This is a genomic window from Hoyosella subflava DQS3-9A1, from assembly GCF_000214175.1.
Lineage (GTDB): Bacteria > Actinomycetota > Actinomycetes > Mycobacteriales > Mycobacteriaceae > Hoyosella > Hoyosella subflava.
In genome coordinates, this window is sequence record NC_015564.1 from 4,553,290 (window position 1) to 4,576,486 (window position 23,197).

The 23,197-nt window shown below is 64.1% G+C and carries 2 protein-coding genes; one reads left to right on the forward strand and one right to left on the reverse strand.

From position 1 onward, the window contains the following. Window positions 1-61 precede the first annotated feature (61 nt). On the reverse strand, window positions 62-22,507 hold the full coding sequence (locus AS9A_RS21150) for a non-ribosomal peptide synthase/polyketide synthase (protein ID WP_013809206.1): 22,446 nt from the start codon (window positions 22,505-22,507) through the stop codon (window positions 62-64). A gap of 312 nt (window positions 22,508-22,819) precedes the next feature. Here AS9A_RS21150 and AS9A_RS21155 point away from each other — a divergent pair, with 312 nt between their 5' ends. Beyond that, window positions 22,820-23,176 carry an NADH-quinone oxidoreductase subunit A gene (locus AS9A_RS21155; RefSeq protein WP_013809207.1) on the forward strand — a complete coding sequence of 119 codons (357 nt, stop codon included), beginning with the start codon at window positions 22,820-22,822 and terminating at the stop codon, window positions 23,174-23,176. Window positions 23,177-23,197: the final 21 nt, after the last annotated feature.

Sequence of the window (23,197 nt, forward strand, 5' to 3'; positions counted from 1 at the left end):
TTTCCGCAGGTTCTATTGACCTGCGCCGATGGATTTGAAGGCAGGGCGGGGCGGGTAGACCTCACGGTGCAGTCAGGAAACGGTTCAGCACGGGCGCGATCTCAGCAATCGCCTTGGGGTGCGTCATTTCCAGGTGCCCGACCGGGACTTCGTTGACGTACACAGCCCCCGTGACAAAGGGACGCCACGTTGCTGCCGCTCGGCCATTCGGGTGACCAGCGTTCGCGTCGTCAGTGGCCGAGAAGAAGACGACGTCGCCTTCGAATACGCCCGGCCGGTACTGCTCGATGATCTGCCCGGCGGAGGCAAAGCTGTCGATGATGTGGTCCGCCTGTTCGGCAGTGAACATGTGGGACTGCACGACCTTCCCCCGGATTATGTCGAGGACCTCTTGCTTCGTTGTGGCACGAACAACGCGGTCAAGACCGAAAAGGTCGCGCCATCCGCCAAGCAGGTCCTCGAACGAATCCGGAATATCCGCCGGGTCCGGCACGTGCGGATCCGGTTCGAGGGTGCTGTCGAACACCGCAAGCAAAGCAACTTCCTCACCGTCTGCTTGCAGAGTCACGGCCATCGCGTGTGCGATGACACCGCCGAACGACCAGCCCAGCAGGTGATAGGGCCCGTGCGGCTGAACCCGCCGTATCTCCGCGATGTACCGGCGTGCGTACTCTTCAACTGAACTCGGCATCGGTTCGCCCGCGACGACGTGAGGATCCTGCAGCCCGTAGACCGGCCTCCCAGGGTCAATATGGCCGATCAGCGCACCGAAGAACCATGCGAGCCCGCTCGCGGGGTGAATGGCAAACAGCGGCAGCCCCGGCCCTCCCCTCCGCAGCGGCAGCAGAACTTCGAACCCGGACTGATCGCTCGCGGAATGAGTTGCGGAATCGGCCCCAAGTCGCCGCGCTAGCGAAGTGGGGGTCGGGTCCGAGAACATCCACTGCAGCGGTACGGACAACCGGTGCCGGGACTCCAGCATCGCGACGAAGCGAGAAGCGGCAAGGGAATTGCCCCCTATCTCGAAGAACGAGTCGAACGCACCCACCCGCGGAACGTTCAGCAGCTCCGCGAAAACGCTGGCAATCTTTCGTTCGAGCGCAGTTCGCGGCGCAACGAACTGTGTGCGCGGTGTCACCGCGTCGAGCACGGGAAGCCGCTTACGGTCCAGTTTGCCTGTGTTCCCCAGCGGCAACGCATCAAGCACTACCAACTCGCCGGGCACCATGTATTCGGGCAATAGGCGTCGCGCACCGGCGAGCACCGTGTCCGCATCGAACTCTCCCTTTTCGGGAACCACGAAACCGGTCAGTCGCTCCGAACCGCGACCGCGAACAGCGTCGACGCGTACCGCCGCGTGCACGACGCCTCGTTGCCGCGAGAGCACTGACTCGATTTCCTCCAGTTCGATACGCAGCCCACGCAATTTGACCTGCAGGTCTACGCGGCCGACGCATTCGATTTCACCGTTGCGATTGACGCGCGCGAGGTCGCCTGTCCGGTACAGCCGACTGCCCACGGGCCCGTTCGGATTCGCAATAAAGTGGGTGGCGGTCAAACCGGTCCGTGCTACGTACCCGCGAGCAAGCTGGGGGCCGCTGACGTATAGCTCACCGATCACACCTCGTGGCACACGCTTGAGTCGACGATCAAGAATGTATACACCGCAGTCGGCCTCAGCCTCGCCGATGGGTACGGATGCCCACTCTGTCGCTGCGTGCGTGACGTCGCGCAGATGCGTGATACTCACAGCGGCTTCAGTGGGCCCATAGAGGTTGTGAAGTTCAGCCGGACAGATCGCACGGAACCGGTCGGCAAGCCGCGCTGGCAACGGCTCGCCAATGCACAGGACGTGCTGCAGCGACGAACATCGCCCAGCTTCCGCGGTATCCAGATATGCGGCGAGCAAGGATGGCACGAAAGGCGCTGTCGTTACGGAGAACTCGCTCATGAGTGCCGCAACCGAACGGGGGTCCCGATGCTCTCCCGCCTCCGCGATGACGACGCGCGCACCCGCCGCCAGCGGCCACCAAATCTCCCAGACAGAAAGATCGAAGGTCGCGGGTGTCTTCCAGAGCATCGTGTCCGCTGGACCGATGGGGTACTCGGATTGCATCCAGGTGATCTGATGAGCGACAGCCGCATGTGGCACCGCCACACCCTTGGGCTCGCCCGTCGAACCTGACGTGAAGATGATGTAGGCGAGATCGAGTGGCCGCAGCGGACGAGTTCGTTCGGCCCTCGTGACTGGCGCAGAGGAATAGTGCGGAAGCTCCCGCTCCAGGAACGTGATCCGGACTGTATCTGCAGGTAGCTGTACCCCGTCATCCGCGACCACGTGCCCGACGCCGGCCACGTGCATCACGTGCGCGATGCGCTCCGGGGGATGCTCGATATCGAGAGGTACGTAGGCCGCACCACATTTCATCACCGCATGGAGGACCGTTAGCATCCGCTCCGAGGGCCGCATCGCGATACCCACGGTGTGTCCTGGGCCAAGACCGCACGCAATAAGTCGCCGCGCAAACTGATTCGCACGAGCATGAAAATCCCGGTAGGTGCGGGCCCCGTCCCTGCCCACGAAAGCCAGCAAATCCGGGGTCCGTTGCGCCTGGTGTTCGAACATCTCCACGAGCGTTCCGTACTCCGCTGTCAGCTCAGGGGTTTCGCGCTCTAAGGCCGGCACTAGCTCGAGGTCACCGACTATGGCATGCACGTCCGCGCAGATAGCGTCCAGCACACGGTTCAGCAACGCAGCAAATTCAAAGGCAGTGTCGCGATCGAACAGCGCTTCGGAATACGTAAATGCCACCGGCAGCGAGCTACCCTCCGAGTGATCAACCACCATGAGATGCAGGTCGAACTGGGATACACCTATCTCATGGTCCACGATGTTTGCCTGCAGTCCTGGCAGCGAAAACTCTTCGGGCGTCAGGTTGTGGAAGGAATACGCGACGTTGAAGAGCGGACTGTGCGCGGTCGAACGTGGCGGGTTCAGCGCCTCGACGAGTTGCTCGAAAGGCAGCTCGGTATGGGTAAAGGCGCTGATATCCCGTTCACGCACATGGGCGAGCAGCTCAGCGAAACTCCCGCTTGTGTCTACCTGTGTACGAAGCACCAGCGTGTTGGCGAACATCCCGACGAGATCATCGAGGGCCCGCGGCCCGCGGCCCGAGATCGGTGTACCGACGCAGATGTCGCTGCTCCCAGACAGGCGCGCAAGCAGTGCCACGTACGCCGCGTGTAGCACCATGTAGAGCGTCGACTGATGGTCTTGTGCCAGCATCCTCAGCTGCTGTGCGGTGTGTGCCGGAAGCTCGAACCGAACCGTGCCGCCTTGAGCGGACGCTACCGCTGGGCGCGGCCGATCCGTCGGCAGACTGAGCAAGTCAGGAGCTCCAGTGAGTGCATTGCGCCAATAGTCGATCTGCGCTGCGGCAAGAGATGAGGGATCGTGGGGGTCCCCCAGGACGTCACGCTGCCACATCGCGAAGTCGGCGTAGTGCACCGGCAAGGGAACCCACTCGGGCTCGCCGCCGCGTATCCGTGCGGCGTATGCGCTCATCACATCGCGAGCAAGCGGACCCATCGACCCGCCGTCCGCGCTGATGTGGTGGACAACGATCAGCAGTACGTGCTCGGTTGCCGCGAGCCGGAATAGGCACAGGCGCAGCGGCACAGCCCGTGAGACGTCAAAGCCGGCGGAGGCGTTGCGGCGTAGCGCCTCGTCCAGCTCCTGTTCCCCGCTAACCGCGACAGTTTCCAGACGCACACGAGTGGGCTCCGGCTCAAGCACTTCCTGATATCCGACGCCATCACGGGAGGGATACACGGTCCGCAGTGTCTCGTGCCGGGCAACCACGTCCCTGAGTGCGGCGTCGAGCGCGGTCCGATCGAGCGGGCCGCTCAACCGGACCGCTAGTGAAATGTTGTAGGCCGGTGATGCCGGGTCCAGCTGATTCAGAAACCACATCCGCGTCTGTGCGAGGGATAGTGGCACGAACTCACCGCGGGGTTGCGGTACCAATGGTTTCGCGACCGAGCGGGATGTACGCAGGTGGGCAAGGTCCACCGCTGCTGGGGCATCGAAAACGTCTCTCACATTGACTGATTCGCCGAGTGCATCACTTATCTGCGCAGCTGCCCGCACCGCGGAAAGGGAGTCTCCACCGAGGTCGAAGAACGACGTGTTGATGTCAATGTCATCGCTGCGCACGCCGAGCACGTCAGCGAACGCCGCGACGATCAGGCGCTCACGCTCCGTGCGAGGGCCACGCACATCGTCGTTCGCGCGGCGCAACGGCGGCGGCGCGGGGAGCGCACGGCGATCGATCTTGCCCGCCGTAGTCAGGCGGAACGTATCGACTGCAACGAGCTGCGCCGGAACCATGTAGGACGGAAGCTGAGCGCGCAGCCGGGACAGGACGCTGCGCTCATCGAACTGGGCGGCACGCTCAGGCACGAGATTCACGTAGGCGACAAGACGCGTCGGACCGCTCGTCGTGGGAACAACCGCAACGGCGCGGTCTATCTCTGGCTGCCCGCCGAGGATCGCTTCGACCTCCTCGAGTTCGATGCGCAACCCGCGGATCTTCACCTGCAGGTCGGCGCGCCCTCGATACGAAAGGTGATGATCTGACGTCCAGGCGGCCAGGTCGCCCGTGCGGTACATGCGCTCACCAGCGCCAGCGAAGGGGCACGCAACGAAGCGTTCGGCCGTGAGCGCGCTGCGGCCGAGATAGCCCCGCGCGAGCGCGGCACCGACGACGTAGAGTTCACCGGTCACGCCGACAGGAACGGGGTTGAGCCACGGGTCGAGAATGACAAGTTGCACACCACGTATCGGAGCGCCGAGCGTGATGGGTTGTTCAGCAAGGAGTCTGGTTCCGCTCACCCACACTGTCGCTTCGCTGGGCCCGTAGGCGTTGTACAGGCACCTGTGCTCAGCCCATCGTTCGACGGTGCTGGACGATGCGGATTCGCCGCCCGTTATCACCGTGCGCAGCGCATCGAGACCCTCGGTGGGTGTCTCGCTCAGTACGCCGGGCGTCAAGAATGCGTGCGTCACCCGTTCGCGCCGCATCAGCCGGGCGAGTTCGCGCCCGCCGTAGACGTCGGGGGGTGCGATCACGAGTGTCGCGCCGCAACCGTGCGCCATCAGCACCTCCAGAATGGAGGCGTCGAAGGCTGGGGAGGCCGCAGCGAGCACCCGTGCGTCAGCTGAAACACCGAATTCTGACCTCTGCACTTCGGCCAGGGTTTCGATGCCGGCATGTGTCACCGCGACGCCCTTCGGCGTGCCGGTGGAGCCGGACGTGTAGATGACGTAGGCGAGTTCAGCCGGACGGGGCGCACGCAGAGTGACGGGGCGATCGGCGGACGCATCCGGCGCGAGCCACGTTATTGACGGCACCAGTTCGGGAATCTCGGGTGTCCTGCCTCGGTCGCATACGCCAAGCCACGCACCCGCATCCGTGACCACGTACTCGATGCGCGCGCTCGGCCACGCCGGGTCGACGGGAAGGTACGCGGCACCCGACCTGGCGATGGCCCACAGCGCGATCACCACGTCAATCGATCGTGAGATCGCTACTGCTACAACGGTTTCAGCATTCGCGCCATTCGCCACGAGTGCGGCTGCGAGCGAGTTCGCGCGCTCGTTCAGTTCCGCAAACGACAGTTCGTGGCGCACCCCATCGGCATCCCAGCCCACCACTGCCGGTGTCTGCGTGCGTGCCGGATTACCGTGCGCGGTCAGCACTTCCGCGAAGCTAGCCCGGCTAGATTCCCGTGGTTCTGTTTCGCTGACCGTCCATGGCGCGGCGCCCGCCGTGAGAGCGCCGACGTGCGCGTCGTCATTGTCGGCGAAGAAGCGAAGCGCCCGCAGGTACTGCGAGGTAAACCAGGACGCCCAGCGCGCACTGAAGATGTCCGTCGCATAGATGACCATTCCGCTGAGCCCGTCACCGTCGGGAGCCAGCACGATCTGAAGGTCGTGCTGAGAGGTGACCGGATCGAGGGGAAAACTACTCATCTCGATATCTCCGGCGCGCAACGGCGCGGCTCCAGACTGTTGCAGCGCGAGCATCACCTGGAAGAGGGGCGCATGGGACGTCGCGCGTTCAGGCTTCATCGCGTCGACGAGTTGCTCAAAAGGCAAGTCGGCGTGGGCTAGTGCGTCAGTGTCGGTCCTTCGCACCTCCGCGAATACGTCACGGATTGTCATTTCCGGATCAATATGGGTTCGCAATACGAGCGTGTTGACGAACATTCCGACGAGGCCCTCGACCCCGCTGTGGCTGCGTCCCGCCACAGGTGCACCGATACAGATGTCACTGGTGCCGGTCAGACGCGCGAGCAACGTCGCGAGTGCCGCATGCGCCGCCATAAAAACCGTGGTGTCGTGGCGGCGCGCACATTCAGCGATCCGCGCAAGCAACTCCGCCGGAATGTCGAACCGGACGGCGGAGCCTCGGTGCGTGGCGACCGGAGGGCGTGGCAGATCGGATGGCACCGCAAGCATGTCAGGGAGGCCGTCGAGGCGTTTCCGCCAATGCCGAACAAGCTGCCCCGCTATCGAATCCGGATCAGCGGCAGCACCAAGTTGTGCCCGTTGCCACAGCGCAAAATCGGCGTACTGCAGGGGCAGCGGCGTCCAGTCCGGCACCGTTTTCGCTCGGCGTGCCGCGTACGCGGTCAGCAGATCCGTCATCAGCGGCTCCATTGACGCACCATCAGCTGCGATGTGGTGGAGCACGACCACCAGCACGAAGTCGGTCGGGCCCAGCGTAAATAGGCTGGCACGCCAGGGCAGTTCCTGTGTCACGTCGAATCCCGCCGACATCAGGTTCCGGACGGCGGGCTCGAGCTCACTCTCGTAGTCGATCGGTTTGACGACCATGTCAACGGCGGCTTCTCGTGGATCCAGAACATGCTGGTATCCCACCCCGGCGTCCGCCGGGTAAATGGTGCGCAGAATCTCCTGGCGCGCACTGACATCAGCGAATGCAGCACGAAGCGCATCGACATCGAGTTCACCCCGCACGCGTACCGGCAGCACGATGTTGTAAGCCGGAGACGTCGGGTCGAACTGGTTGAGGAACCACATCCGGGTCTGCGCGAGGGACAACGGCACCCGTTCAGGCCGCTGATCACGGGGAATCACCGCTTCGGCGCTCGGCGCCACACGTGCGAGCTGCGCGACGGTGGGCATGTCGAACACTGTGCGTACGCTGACGCCGATCCGCGCAGCCACCTGACCTGCGGACAGCGAATCACCACCGCGCGCGAAAAAGGACTCATTTCGTCCAATAGCAGCAGCAGGAAGGTTCAGCGCATCTGCGAAGAGTTCCGTGACACGGCGCTCATCCGGATTTCTGGGTGGATCACTGGCCTCGGCAGTGGAGCGCGACGGTGCAGGCAGCGCCCGCCGGTTCACCTTGCCCGTACTCGTCAGGGGCAGCTCGTCGAGTACAACGAGCTGTGCGGGCAACATCGACGACGGTAGCCGTTCGGCGAGTGATGCAAGTACTGCCGCCGAATCCACCGCGCCGCGTGTGGGGGTCACGTACGCGACGAGCTGCTGAACGGGACGCTGCCCGTCCGTGGAGCTTTCCTTGTGGAGCACAGTCACCGCCGCCCGTACGTGCGTGTGGCTGACGAGGGCGGCGTCAATCTCACCTAGTTCTACCCGCTGACCTCGAATCTTTACCTGAGAATCCGCGCGACCGCGGTACTCCAGGCGCCATTCCGCCGTCCAGCGGGCAAGGTCGCCGGTCCGGTACATGCGCGTGCCCTCTGCAGTGTGTGGGTTCGCCACAAAGCGCGTTGCGGTAAGTCCTGGCTGGTTGAGATAGCCGCGTGCAAGGGCGGGCCCACAAAGATAAAGCTCGCCGGTGACGCCCGTCGGCACCGGCCGAAGCCAGCCGTCCAGCACTATCGCGCCGGCTGCGGGAATCGGCGTTCCGATTGTCACGGGGTCACCCTCGATCAGACGCGTGCCTGTCGTCCACACCGTGGCCTCGCTGGGACCGTACGCGTTGAACAAATGTCGTCCCGGCGCCCACGTTCGCACAAGTGTTTCGGGCACCGCCTCCGCACCCGTGACGAGCACGTCAACCGAACACAGGGCAGTGCTGGGCACGGTGGCGAGTACCGCTGGGGTGAGAAACCCGTGGGTGACCCCGGCCGAGGCGATCCATTCACCCAGCGTCAGACCCGACGTCGTGTCCGGTGGGGCGAGAACGAGCGCCGCGCCAGAGCCGTACGCCATGAGGAGCTCTAGAACGGAAGCATCGAATGCGGGTGATGCCGCAGCGAGCACGCGCGCGCCTGGCGCGATCCGGAAGCGTTCGCGCTGAACTCGGGCGAGTATCCCCAGTCCATTGTGGGTGACGACGACCCCTTTCGGGCGTCCGGTCGAACCGGAGGTGTAGATGACGTACGCCGTATGATCGACCCTTGTGTGCGGCGGTGGCGCCTGGCGTGCGGGTCGCGAAAGATCTACCGTGTCGACCACGATCCACGGGATGCCGGTGGGCACCGAATCAAGGTGGGCGGCGAGCGTAATGCCCACGCCTGCAGCGGAGTCTGCGAGTGTCTGGGCAATCCGGGCATGAGGCCACATCGGGTCGATGGGGAGGTATCCAGCACCGGCTTTCATGACAGCCCAAAAAGCAGTGGGCAACTGCGGTGAACGCCCGGTAACCACGGCAACGAGAGTCTCCGGCCCCGCTCCCGCACCTCTCAGAATCTCAGCGAGCCGGTCAGACTGTGCGTCCAGTTCACCGTACGAGAGGCTGTGCATGCCGTCCGCGGTGCGCCAGACCACCGCTGGGGCATCACTCCCCGCACGAGCGAGCGCCGAGCGGAGCACGGTGTCGAGTGCTTCACGTGAAACAATCTCGTCACCCCAGCGCAAGGGCACGCCGTCGCCTGCTCTGAGTGCCGACACTGGTATCTGGCTATCAATCGCCTTCTCGAGCGCGTAGCCGAGGCGATGGGAACAGGCCTGCGCCAGCGAATCGCGAACGCGATCACGCCGGTAGCGGACCACTATTCGTAATCCCTCAGCCGCCAGGCTGGACTGCACGATGAGGGGGTAGTGCGCATGGTCTGAGCCCGACACACCGGTGACCTTCATCCCGCCGACCTGCGCCTTCGCGAGTTCTGCTGGATCGCCGGGGTACGACTCGAACACGGTCAGTGTGTCGAACAGGGCGGGCATGCCGATTGTGCGCAGGATCTCGGACAGCTGGACGTCGTGATGGTCTACAAGCTCTGCTTTGCGCCGCTGCAGTTCCACCAGCGCGGCTGCGACAGTTTGACTCGGATCGAGCCGGATAGCTAGCGGCAGTGTGTTGATGAACAAGCCGATTATCGATTCGGCACCCGGCAGTTCCGCTGGCCGCCCGGAGACCGTCTCACCTGTGACCACACGGTTCTGATGGGTGAGGCCGGAAAGAACTACTGCCCAGGCGAACTCGATCACAGTCGCGACAGTCACATCGAGTGTGCGGGCCAGTTCGACGACGGCCGCTGAGACATGCGGCGGCAAATCAACCTGCGTGCTCGCAGTGTCCGCGGTTTCTGGGATGCTCGTCTCGGGTGGCAGGATCAGCGTTGGTTCGTCGATGTCGCTCAACGCCTCGCACCAGGCGGCGATTCCCGCAGATCTGTCGCGGGACCGGAGCCAGTCGAGATAGTCACTGAACGCAGCCGCCGGGACTGCTGGGACACCACTCTCCGGGGATATGTACTGCTGCAATATCTCTCGTATGAACAGCGGCATCGACCAGCCGTCAAGCAGCACGTGATGGTGGGTCAGCAGCAGACGCGACTTCCCGTGCCCTAGGTGTACGAGCGCCGCACGCAACAGCGGTGCCGAGTTCAGATCGAACGCGGTCTCTCGGTCGCGTCTCAGGACTGCGTCCCACCGGCTCTGCTCCCCCGCGAGTTCAATAGACTCGAACGGAACGTGCACAGACGAAGGGATGACCTGCACGAGTCGGCCCGACGCGTTCCGCGTGAACCCCGCCCGAAGCGCAGCATGGCGCGCAACTGCCGCCCGCACTGCACGCTCGAGCCGATCAGCGTCGACAGTGCCTTCGAGTTCAAGGACGAGCTGGACCAGGTAGGTATCCGCGTGCTGCTCGGCAGAATCCGCCATGGCGGTGTGGAAGAGCAGCCCCTCTTGCAGCGGAGCCAGGGGCCACACATCATCCAAAAGTCCAAAGCGTGCGGTGAAACGATCCAGGTCGGCGACAGTGATGTTGTCTGCCAGCACATCTGACGGCACCAGGCCCCATGATGGGCTCGTCATCGCGCAGCCCGCGACCGCTCCGAGCGCTTCTATCCACAATGCGCTAAAGCGTTCCACCGCACCTCGGTCGAGCGCCCCGCTGACATGCGCTACGAGTTCTCCACCCTCGTCGACACCGGCGGTCACTGACAGGACTGCATCGTCGACGTGCGGCGCAAGCATGCTTGTATCCAAACGCTCAGGCGCGAGCGCGAAGTCTGCCCCCAATTGCGGTGCCTGGTTCATCTGACCGAGGTAGTTGAAGCTGACGCTTGGTGGCGCGAAAGCCGCCATAGCTGATCGCGTCTCAGCGTTCAGATAGCGCAAAACACCGTACCCAATGCCGTTGTGCGGCACCGAGGCCCGCGCCTGCCGTATGTGACGGAAAGTAGCGACCACTCGCGCGGGATCCCAGCGTGAGTCATGCCTCACGGGCCCGAGGTGCAGCGGGTATCTGGTCGTGAACCAGCCGACGGTCCGTGAAAGGTCGGCGCCCGGAATTGCTGTTTCCGCGCGGCCGTGCCCTTCGACACTGACAACGAGGTTGCTGATGTCGTTGCCATACCATCGTGCCGTCGCCAGAGCGAGAGCGGTGAGGAGGACCGAGTCCACCGACCCTCCAGCACTGCGGGGGATATCGAGGAGTCGCTTCGCCAGATCTACGGGCGCCGCTACGGTGATGTGGCTACGCGCAGCGTCCGCCGTGTGACGGGCGGAAAGCTGTTCGTCATGCCTGAGGATGTTCGTCCAATAGTTGAGTTCGCTTATCCACGCGTGTGCGCTCGTTTTCAGCGCGGTCGCCCACCGCCGGAACGATGTGCCCGGGTGCGGCATCTCTGCCGGCTGCTCTCCATCTACAGCCTGCGTGTGCCAGGCAGCAGCCAAGTCCGTGACGAGAACCCGCCAGGATGCGACGTCGACAGCGAAGTGATGGATGATCAGCAGCAACCTGTCCTGCTCCGCGCGGAACCAGACAGCTTCGACGACTCGGCCTGCTTGGGGGTCAAGCCGCGCCGCGACTGCGCGCAGCATGCTTTCAACGTACGAAGTGAAACCTGCTGTCCCAGGTGACGCCTCGGGTGTGCATACCACCTCGGTGAGGATCGCATCAGCGTCGATCGAGCCCGTGGGCATCGCCTCCATTCGCCACTCATTACCCCGCCGGACTACTCGTGATCGCAGCATTGGATGCCGGTCGAGTATGGTCTGCAGTGTCGCGCTGATTTCGCGGCGCGTCACGCCCATAGGCACCGTCAGCAAAGCTGACTGAGCGAAGGTCGCGAGGGTTTCCCAGGGATCACCCGCCGTGGCCACTTCGCTACTCGCGAGGATCCACTCCATGATCGGTGTCAGTGGCATTTCACCGACGCCCCCACCTGGCAGTTCCGCCAGAACCTCGGGGGCATCAGTTGCCTTCTTCGCTGCCACGCGCGTGAGTCGTTCGATAGTTTTGTGTTGGAACACATCCCGTGCCGTTACGGGAATGCCCGCCGCGGATAGGCGGGAAACGAGCTGGATCGAAACGATACTGTCGCCACCTAGCGCGAAGAAGGAGTCACGGACTCCGATTTCTGACGGATCGATGTGGAGGACCTCAGCCATCGCCCGCGCGATCGCATGCTCCATGTCGGTACGTGGCACGGCATCGCGCGCTGCCGGGAGCCGGTTTGGTTCGGGCAGCGCGCGACGGTCGACCTTTCCTGAAGCGGTTAATGGCAGCACGTCAAGCACATGCAACTGGGCGGGGACCATGTAGTGCGGCAGCGTCTCACTCAGTGCCGAGAGAACGTCAATCTCATCCAGAGGGCCGTCCGCAACGACGTACCCGATCAGCCTGGACCCCCAGTGGGCCACCGCCGCCTGACCAACCTCGGGGCACGCCTGCAAAGCGGCCTCAACCTCCCCGAGTTCGACACGCTGACCGTGCAGTTTCACCTGATCGTCGGCCCTGCCCAGATATTCCAACTCTCCGCTGCCGCCGAGGCGCACCAGATCGCCCGTGCGATACATCCGGGTTCCCGATCCGGCCGGATTCGCGACAAAACGTGATGCGGTGAGGCCAAACTGACCGATATAGCCCCATGCCACCGCGGGCCCTGCCACATATAGCTCCCCCGGCGTTCCCGGAAGCACCGGATTCAGCCACGCATCGAGCACCAGCAGGGACGCGCCCGGTATCGGTTTTCCAATTGTCACCGCGCCATCCACGGTGAGGGATGCGCCCGTCACCCACACTGTCGCTTCGCTGGGACCGTACGCATTGACGAAGCTCCGGTGCGGCGCCCAGCGGCGTACCGCATCCGGGGAGACGACGTCCGCACCCGTGACGAGGGTCGACACCGAGCACAGCGACCCCTCGGGAAGTGAGGCCAGCACCGCTGGGGTGAGGAAAGCATGAGTGACCCGCTCCGCGGCTACGAGTTCCGCGAGCGGCGCACCGCCTGTGACTTCAGCGGGAGCGACGACAAGGGTGCCGCCGCAGCCGTGTGCGAGGAGGATCTCGAGGAGCGACGCATCGAAGCCCGGTGAGGCGGCGGCGAGGACGCGCGTACCGGCGCCCGCGCTGAACCACGACCGTTGCGCCTCGACGAGAGAACTCAGTCCAGAGTGACTGACCGCCACTCCCTTCGGGGTCCCTGTCGACCCGGAGGTGTAGATCGCGTAGGCGCATTCCGCGGCGTCGACGAGGCCGGGCAGCGCACCGCTGATCTCGCCCCGCACTGGCAAGGACTGGTCCAGGACGGTCCACGAGCAGGCATCCGGCAACTCGCCCCGATGCGCCGACACGGTGAGGCCTAACGAGACTCCCGCGTCAGTCAGGACGTATGAGATGCGGGAGGACGGCCACACAGGATCGATCGGAACGTACACAGCGCCGAGTCGCGCAACCGCCCACAGCGCGACGAGCCACTCGACACATCGGCCGGTCGCGACCGCGATATAGTCGCCCGGACGCGTGCCTTGCTCAATGAGCATGCCTGCGAGCGCAGAACTCCTCAGGTCGAGTTCTTCGTAAGTCAGTTCCACCCGGCCAGCCAGGCTGGGGAAGATGACCGCCGGTGTGTCGTTGCCTGCGGTGACCCGGCCCCGAGTGAGGATGTCGCGCAACGATGTCGCCGCCTCCGGATCGCCTCCGGTGAGGGCCGGCCGGTGGTGGTCGCCGTCCAGCAATGCCCCAACCGGGGAGTGCGGCGATGCGGCTACGGCTTCGATGGCGCCGCAGAAGGTGTCTGTGAATTCATCCGCCCAGGCGTTGTCGAAGAGATCAGTCGAGTAGACGAGGGTGCCGCGATAGCCCGGCGCACCGTCCAGGGCAGGCTCCAGGATCACTTCCAGGTCATACTGGCTCTCAGTCGGGTCGATGCGCAGCATCTCCACGTCGATGCCCGGAAGCTGCACTGTAACGGCCGTGGGGTCTTGGAGCGCAAGAACCACTTGGATGATGGGGGCGTGTGCGGTGGTGCGGGGCGGGTCCAGCGCCTCGACTATCTGCTCGAACGGAATGTCCGCGTTGTGCAGGGCGTCGAGGTCCACCATTCTGACGTGCTGGAGAAAGTCTTCGAAGCGCTGATTCGGTTCAACCCGTGTTCGAAGCGCGACCGTATTCACGAGCATGCCGACAAGATCGTCGAATTCCGGTATGCCGCGACCGGCGACGGGAGTGCCGACGACAATGTCCTTTATCCCTGAGAGCCGGGAGAGGAGCGCTGAAAGGGTCGCGTGAAGCACCATGAACGGCGTCGCGCCCTGGGCCGAAGCGAGGGACTGGATACGTTTCCCGATCTCTGCGGAGATGCTGAAATGCACCGCACCGCCACCGTGTGACGCCACAGCCGGACGCGATCTCACGGTAGGCAACTCCAGCAGTTCGGGAGCGCCGGCAAGCGAGTGTCGCCAGTATGTGAGTTGCGCTCCCGCAAGCGCTTCCGGGTCTGTCACGCTTCCCAGCCGACGCCACTGCCAGACCGCGAAGTCTGGGTGCTGTGCGGGTTCACTGGGCCAATTCGGAACGCGTCCCTCGCACCGCGCCCTGTACGCCGTCATCAAGTCAGCTGCGAGTGGCCGCATCGACGCACCATCGGCCGCGATGTGATGCACAACGGCGACGAGTACGTGATCCTGCGAATTCAGAGTCAGGACATGCATACGCATCGGGGCCGCTGCCGCGACATCGAAGCCATTCCGAGTGAGGTTTCGAATCTGCCCCTTCAATTGCTGATCGTTCTCGACCCGCATGTGGCTGATCTTGAAAGAATTCGATGGCAATACCAGTTGATATGGTGTCCCCTCCCCGGCGGGATACACGGTGCGAAGTGACTCGTGCCGCGCGACAACGTCACTTGCCGCAGCAACTAGCGCGGCGGTGTCTAGCTGGCCGCGCAAGCGCAGCCCAAGGGTGATGTTGTACGCGGGTGACGAAGTATCCAGCTGGTTGACGATCCACATACGCGCCTGGGCGGGCGATAGCGGCACCGGGTCAGGTCGCGGTAGCGGCGCCCACGACACTGGACCAGATAAGAGCTGGCGGGCCAGCTCTCCGACAGTCGGCGCGTCGAAAATTTCCCGGACCCCCACACCCAGCCGTGCCGCGAGGCGTGCCGCGCTCAGCGAGTCACCGCCCAACTCGAAGAAGGAATCGCGGAGGCCAGCACGAGGTGCGTCAAGCACCGCCTCGAATTCCGCGGCGACGCGGCGCTCGCTCGGAGTAACCGGCTCAATAAAATCGCGGCTAGCTACCGGCCCCGGTTCAGGCAAGGCGCGGCGGTCGACTTTGCCCGACGTCGTGATGGGAAGTTGTTCGAGGACGACGAGCTGCGACGGCACCAAATGCGCGGGAAGCTCCGTCCGCAAAGCTGCGAGCACATCCGCGGGCTGAATGTCCGGCGCAGCCGCAACGTAACCCACGAGACGCTCGCTGCTTTCCGCAGAATCTCGGTGAGTGACCACCGTGGCCTGCGAAATGCCCGGTTGATGTGTCAGCGTGGCTTCGATTTCACCCAGCTCAATGCGTATACCCCGCAGCTTCACCTGGGTGTCGGCGCGGCCCTCATACACAAGTTGCCCGTGTTCATTCCAGTGGGCGAGGTCCCCAGTGCGGTACATGCGTGCACCGTGGGTGACGCTGGGAGCCGCGACGAAACGTTCCGCGGTCAGGCCAGGTCGCCCCACATAGCCCCGCGCTACTCCCTCCCCCACGAGATAGACCTCACCCGTCAGACCAGCGGGCACCGGCATGAGCCAGCGGTCGAGGACTCGCACTTCCATGCCCGCGATAGGAGCGCCGATGGTGACGCTGCGCTCAGCGTCGAGTCGGGTGCCGATGGACCAAATGGTGGCTTCGGTGGGGCCGTACGCGTTGAAAAACCGGCGCCCGGACGCCCATCGCGTCACCGCGTCGGGGGTGACCGCTTCCCCGCCGGTCACCAGCACACGTACCGTGGGAAGCGCACCGTCTGGCAGCGATGCGAGCACGGCTGGAGTGAGGAACGCGTGGGTCACCGCCCCTTCCTCCGCTATAGCGGCGAGATCCGCCCCGCCATATATGCCAGTTGGAGCGACGACGAGGGCAGCGCCCGATGCCAGCGCCATCAGCATCTCCATCAGCGAGGCGTCGAATCCCGGCGAGGCAGCCGTGAGCACCCGATCTAAAGGCTCGATGGCGAAATTTTCGCGCTGAACTGCTGCCAGCGAACCGAGTCCACCGTGGCTGACCGCCACACCCTTGGGTATGCCCGTCGACCCGGAGGTGTAGATCACGTAGGCCGTGTTGTTTGTGCGGAGAGTGGCGACACGTTCGGACTGGGTAACTGTCGCCGCTTTGAGTTCCGCCGAACGGGCTTCCGTCTCGGCCGCGTCGAGCACGATCCAATGCACAGAGTCGGGCAGCGCGTCACGGTAGCGCGACACGGTGACGCCAAGACGGGCTCCGGCATCCGTGAGAACAAATCCAAGCCGGGCAGGAGGCCATGCGGGATCGGTTGGGAGATACGTCGCGCCTGCCACGGCAATCCCCCACAGCGCGCGCACCAGATACTCGGAACGGTCGAGCACGACCGCGACGGTTTCCTCAGGGCCGGCACCGCGCTCGATCAGCAATCGGCCAAGACGGTTGGCTGCACTCGTGAGAGCGCCATAACTGACAAAGGTGCTGTCGCTGCCAGGCGTGATGATCGCGGGCGCCTCTGCGCCAGCGAGGCGGGCACCGTGCCGAAATAGTTCATCCAGGGTTTCATGCTGTCCGGCTGGTGGGCCTCCAGAAGCGCGGGGATGTGTGGTTCGGCTGGCCAAGCCAAGGCGCCCGACTGACGTTTTCGGGTCACCCGAGAGGGTCTCTAGTGTCTGTTCCACGAGGGCGGCGCAATACTGTGCCAAGGCTTCAGGAACGACGTCGCCCCGATACCGAAGCACGCCGTCGAGCTGTCCGTTGGTGAGATGAGTCTGCAGCGTGAGTGGGTAGTGCGTGGCATCGTCACCTGAATACCCCGTCACCCGCAGTCCGGCGAAGTCCTTGTCCGCGATTTCACCCTCATCGAGGGGATACGACTCGAGGACAATAAGCGTGTCAAAAAGGTTGATACCCCGGAGTGACCGGGGCGCTTGCCGCAGGATACGAGGCAGCGGCACATGATGATGATCGAGCATCGCATTGTGGTGCTGTTGCAGCGCCGCGAGTGCGCGATCCGCTTGCGCGTACGGATCGACTCGCACGACAACGGGAACCGTGTTGATGAAGAGTCCCACCATCGACTCGATGCCTGGTACCTCTGCTGGACGGCCCGAGACAGTCGCACCGAACACGACGGTCTCGTCGCCGGTCACGCGGGACAACGTGAGGCCCCACGCGAACTGAATGATCGTTGACATTGTGACCGCAGCTGAGCGCGAGAAAGCTGACAGTCGCGACGTGGCTGCTCCACTCAGAGTGAACTTGATCGTGCGAAGGGCACTGACGTCAGCGAGTGCTTCCGCTGCAGGCGCGGTCTGGGTGGGTTCCTCGAGGCCAGCGAGCGCTGTCCGCCAGGCGTCGAGACCCGCTGTCTCGGCGCGGCTGTCGAGCCAGCGCAAGTAGTCGCTGAATGGTTTTGCGGGCGGCAGTGCTGAACTTTCCCCGTCCGCGGCGTAAAGGGCGAGGAGATCGCGGACAAGCAGGGGCATCGACCAGCCGTCGAGTAAGAGGTGATGGTTGGTGACGATCAGCCGCCACCGATCGTTTGCACGCCCGCGCTGGGGCTCGCATATCAGCGTGGCCCGCAGTAGGGGCGCCTTGTCAACGTCGAAAGGAACGGCCCGGGCATTGTCGGCGATCTCTCGCCATGTCCCGGCCGGCGCCTCAACCACCGAGAAGGGCACGTCAACTGCGTCGGCGACAAGCGCAAGTGGTCGCCCGTCCGCGCACCGCCTGAACGCCAGGCGCAGACTGGCATGGCGCACGACAAGTGCATCGATAGCCCGCTGGAGTCGCTTTGCGTCCACGGTGCCTTCGAGTTCAAGGACGAACTGGACTGCGTAGGGATCCGCATGGCCTGCTGCAACGGTGGCGTGAAAAAACAAGCCCTCCTGCAGTGGTGCGAGCGGCCACACGTCGGCAAACCCACCCTGCTGGGCCAAATAGTCGAGGTCCTCGATCGTGACGGGCGCCAGCACGTCCGACGGTGTAAGGCCACCTGCGCCCGGTTGAGAGGCGTGGCAGGCGAGCGCACGTAACGCGCGCTTCCACAGCTCCACGAATCGCTGCACCTCGGCCACATCGAGCATGGTTTGCGGATAGGTCACCGTCATTTCAAGGACCGGGCCGTGGTTCGTACCGACAGTGATCGCAGTGATATCCAGCGCTGCCGCGACAGGCATCCGCGGATGCGCGACAGACCCGAATGCGCGGCCCCCACCGACCGGCAGCCAGCTTTGCGCGTCGGCGCCGGCAGGCTGGACGTCCGCGCGGCCGAGATAATTGAACCTCACAGCGGGCTGAGGGAGAGCACGCAGATCGTCGGACGTCCCTCGGTCGGTGTACCGCAGGAGACCGTATCCGATGCCCTTATCTGGAACGGAAAGGAGTTGCTCTTTGATTTGTCTGATCGCAACACCGGCCGCTGATCCAGCGGAGAAAGCATCGTCGAGGTCGACATCGGCGAGGTCGAGCAGTACCGGGTACGCCGAGGTGAACCACCCAACGGTGCGAGACAGGTCTGCGCCGGGCAGCACCGCACTGTCTTCGCGACCATGACTTTCGAGCGTGATTGCGGCGCGCGGGTGCTCGTTGAACCCAGCTATTGCGAGCGCTAGAGCAGTGATCAGACCATCCGCAGCACCGGCGCGATACTTGGATGGGAGCCGAGTAAGGATCAGTTCGGTGATTTCGGCGGGAAGGTCAAACGTTAGCGACTCGCATGTGGCGTGTACGTCGAGCGCGGGATCGACCGAACGTGATCCGCGCAGGGGCCTGACCGCATCCAGGTTTCGTCGCCAGAATTCGAGCTCGTTTCGCCGCTCAGTGGCGTGGTCGTGCAGTTTTCGCGTCCATGTCCGCAGCGATGTCCGCACCGGTGGCAGCTCTGGTGGCTCCCCGGCGGCCACCTGCAACGATGCCGATATGAGGTCGGGGATGAGGATTCGCCAGGACACACCATCGACCGCGAGATGATGGACCACCAGGAGCAAGTGGCCAGCTTCGCCGCTAGCACGCTCGTGGAACCACACGGCTTGAGCGAGTATGCCGCCTTGGGGGTCGAGGCGGTCTGCCGCCGCTTCCGTTTCGCGGGAGAGGACAGCCTCCGTTCCCGCGAGGCCGGACACTGGGACGGCCTGGAGCAGTTCAGAGGCGTCAACAGCACCGTGCCCCCTGACCCTGAGTGTTCCCTCGTGGAGCTGGACACGCAGCGCATCGTGGTGGTCCAGCACCGCCTGCATCGTGGCCACGAGGTCATCGTGCGTAATTCCGGCGGGCAGCGTGAGCAACGCGGTCTGCGCGCAGCGGTGCACCACCTCCGGTGTCTCGCTGCCCTGCTCGACCAGCCACCCCATGATTGGGGTGAGCGGCATTTCCCCGAGGTTCTCGCCGGCGAGCTCAATTGCCGGCTCAGGCGCTGGTTCCGTGGAGAACAGCTGGGCGAGCTCGGCGACCGTTCCGCGTTCAAAGACATCCTGCGCCGTCAGCGCGATGTTCGCCGCCCGAAGCCGGGACACGAGCTGGATCGCCATGATCGAGTCACCCCCGCGCGCGAAGAACGAATCGCGAGCGCCAACATCGGTGACGGGCACACCAAGTACGTCGGCGAAGGCTTCGGCGATCAGGCGTTCAGCCTCGTCGCGTGGCTCGACGAAACCGTCGGTCGAGGTGAAGGCTTGTGGTTCCGGCAAGGCACGACGATCGATCTTGCCGGACGACGTCAGGGGAAACTCGTCAAGGCACACGAGTTGCGCCGGAACCATGTAGCCGGGCATCTGCGTGGCAGCGTCCGCGAGCACCTCCGCGGCATCAATTTCTGTGCCTTCACTCGCTGGCAGCACATACGCGATGAGCCGGGTTCCGCCATCGCTGCCATTGTGGACCGTGACTACAGCAGCGCGCACAGCCGGCTGGCGCGAAAGCACCGCTTCAATCTCACCAAGCTCGATCCGGAGACCACGGATCTTCACCTGCTGATCGGCCCGGCCGGCGTAGACGAGGTTACCGTCAGCATCCCAGCGAGCGAGGTCACCGGTGCGATACATCCGGTCACCGGCAGCGCTGAACGGGCATGCGACGAAGCGCTCGGCAGTCAATTGCGGGCGCCGGAAGTACCCCCGCGCGAGGGGTATGCCGATGAGGTACAGGTCACCGATGCAGCCGTTCGGCACCGGCTGCAGCCAGCGATCCAGTACCGCCGCACCTACGCCGGGTATCGGCCTGCCCAGTACCACCGGCTTGTCGGGCGAAAGGTATCTTCCGCATACCCACATGCTCGTTTCGGTAGGTCCGTACACATTGAACAGCGAGCCGCGAACGCCCCACTGCCGGACGATTTCATGCGGTACGGCTTCGCCCCCGACACCTAGATGCCGGACGGATTTCAGCGCGGTGGCGGGAATCGTGGCGAGCACCGCGGGTGTGAGGAAGGTGTGAGTAACCTGTTCACGGTCCATAAGTTCTGCGAGGTCAGCACCGGCGTAAATTTCGGGCGGGGCGATGACGAGCACCCCGCCGCATGGATGCGCCATCAGGACCTCGAGCATCGATGCGTCGAATCCAGGTGACGCGACAGCGAGGACTCGATCACCTGCGAGTATTTGCCAGCGGCGTGCTTGCACGGCGGCGAGGGACCGCAACCCGGCGTGTGTCACGACGACGCCTTTGGGCACGCCGGTCGAGCCTGACGTGTAGATGACGTATGCCGCGCTCGATGCCCGCACGTGGGCGCGGCGCTCCACATCACCGATTGGTCCGTCGTTGACCAGACCGATCCTGGCTTGCGCTGGATCCTGCTGCGCGTCCACGTCGTCGAGGACGATCCAGTGAACCGAGTCCGGTAGCGCTTCGCGGTGTGCCGCGACCGTTATACCGACGCGCACTGCCGCGTCGGCGAGGACCCGATGCTGTCGCGCGCTGGGCCACGACGGGTCAATCGGCATGTAAGCAGCACCCGCGTACACCGTTCCCCACAGCGCGGTCACCCAGCTCAGCGATCGGCTCAGGACAACCGCTACTAGGTCCTCGGGGCCAACGTCCTGCTCGATCAGGAGCCGGGCGAGCGCGCGCACGGCGGAGAGGAGCTCCCCATAGGTCAGCTCGGTGCCCCCACACACGACAGCCGGGGCGTTATCACCCGCAATTGTCGCGCCGGTTTCGAGCAGCCCGAGCAGACCCGTTCCGCTGGGAACTGCGGCTTCGCCACCCCAGTCAGCCCCTGTCTGCCCGAAATCACCGCAAGCAATGACCGGCCTGTCTAGGTCAGCGGAGAGGAGGTCTTCGAGATAGGCGAGAAAACGCCTGTGGTGCTGCTCGAGCACCACAGGCGAGTATCTGTTCGGATTGCCGTGAAATTCCACGGTGATCGGTGAGTCGTTGCTCGTCTGCAGGACGTTTACCTGCAGATCTTCGAGAAGCCCGGAGCGCAGAATGTGGTACTCACCTACCGCGTCGCCCAGCGCGATCGTGGAGTCGTAGAACATGAGGTTCACGGTCGGCCCTAGCAGACCCTTCTCCTCCAGTGGCACATCAGCGTCGCGCAGCATGTCTTCAAACCGATAACGCTGATGCCGCAGCGATGCGGTGAGCTGCTGATTCACACAATGGATCAGTTCCCCGACGGTGGTCGTCGCGGCGAGCCTGATCCGGATCGGCAAGACATTCGCGAGCATCCCGGCGGACCGCCGCAGAACGGCCGTGGTGCGGCCCGTAACAGGCAGACTCAGCAGCATGTCGTCGGAATTGGTCATCCGCAGCATGTAGCTGCCGAAGGCAGCGATGAGGATCTGTGCAGCGCTCACGCGCTGATCAGCAGCGACCTCGTCCATGCGGAGGTCGACGTGACGGGGCAGCGCAGCCGAGCACACGAGGTCGTAAGCGGCTGGCGGGGCTGAGCTATCACACAGACTGACCGGTGCGGGGAGTTCGCGGAGGTGCTCCCGCCAGTAATCGCGGTCTTTTTCCCACCGAGCGCTCGTCTGGTACGCGATTTCAGAATCGAAGATTTGTTGCGGCGTGGCACGCTTCTGCGGCGCGGCAGTCTCTCCGCGGAGCGCGGCGTTGTAGATCTCCGCGATCCGCTCGGTGATGACGAGACCCCCATACCCGTCCGTGGCGATGTGGTGAATCTTCGAATACCAGAAGTAGCGGTCATCGGCGATCTGCAATAGACACGCTCGCGCAAGCACATCGTGCGCCAGGTCCATCGGTTCGCTGAAGTCGCGCTGCATCCAGGCCTGAGCAGCTGATATCGCATCTCGCTCCGCACGCAGGTCGACGACTTCAAGCCGGTGCACGCGTGCGGCATCCACGTATTGGCAGGGCTCGCCGGCCACCTCGACCACTTTCAGTGACGGCGACCCGAACTCATCGCTCGCTCGCTGAATCGCGGCCTGCAGCGCGCCAGTGTCGATGGCGCCGCGAATCTCCACGTAATGCGCCATGACCAGCGGCAGACCGCCAGCACGTTTTTCCGTGAACCAGATTCCGTATTGCGCGGAAGACAAGGGGAACTGCGCTGCCTCATCAATCGGACCGGCCACGAATGCCCTCCCGCCGCCAAAAGGGAACACTCAGTAAACAAGCTACTCCCGTTACGTAGCCCGTCGCGGCGGAAGTCAAACATCCCTGGCGTCCCCTCCGCGACACTGGACTTGTTAAAGATCAAGCCAACTACGTCACCCTCCCGGTAGGCTGAGACCTAGCTCACAAGAGTGCGGCCGAAAGATGTTCGGCTTCAAGGGATGGAGTGATCGCCAGCCCACCTCACAGCGATCGCCCGTCACCATGCGGTTGCAGGACGGCCCGCCCACAGGCGGCTCGGAACAGTAGCGCGAGGAGGGGAAGTTCCGGCGATGAACGTTTTTGTGCCGATCCTTGTACTCGGAGTGATCGCCGTAGTCTTCGCGGTAGTTTCCGTCGTGATCGCGTCGGTTGTGGGGCCGAAGCGATACAACCGCGCGAAACTCGAGGCGTACGAGTGCGGCATTGAGCCCGCAGCGCAGCCGATGGCGGGGCGTTTCCCCATCAAGTACTACCTGACAGCCATGCTGTTCATCATTTTCGGCATCGAAATCGTATTTCTCTATCCGTGGGCCATCCACTTCGACGAGCTCGGCTTATTTGGCCTCGCGGCGATGGCCCTGTTCATCTTCAACGTCTCCGTCGCCTACGCCTACGAGTGGCGGCGCGGCGGTCTTAGCTGGGATTAAGCGTGCCGGGAGTACAAAACA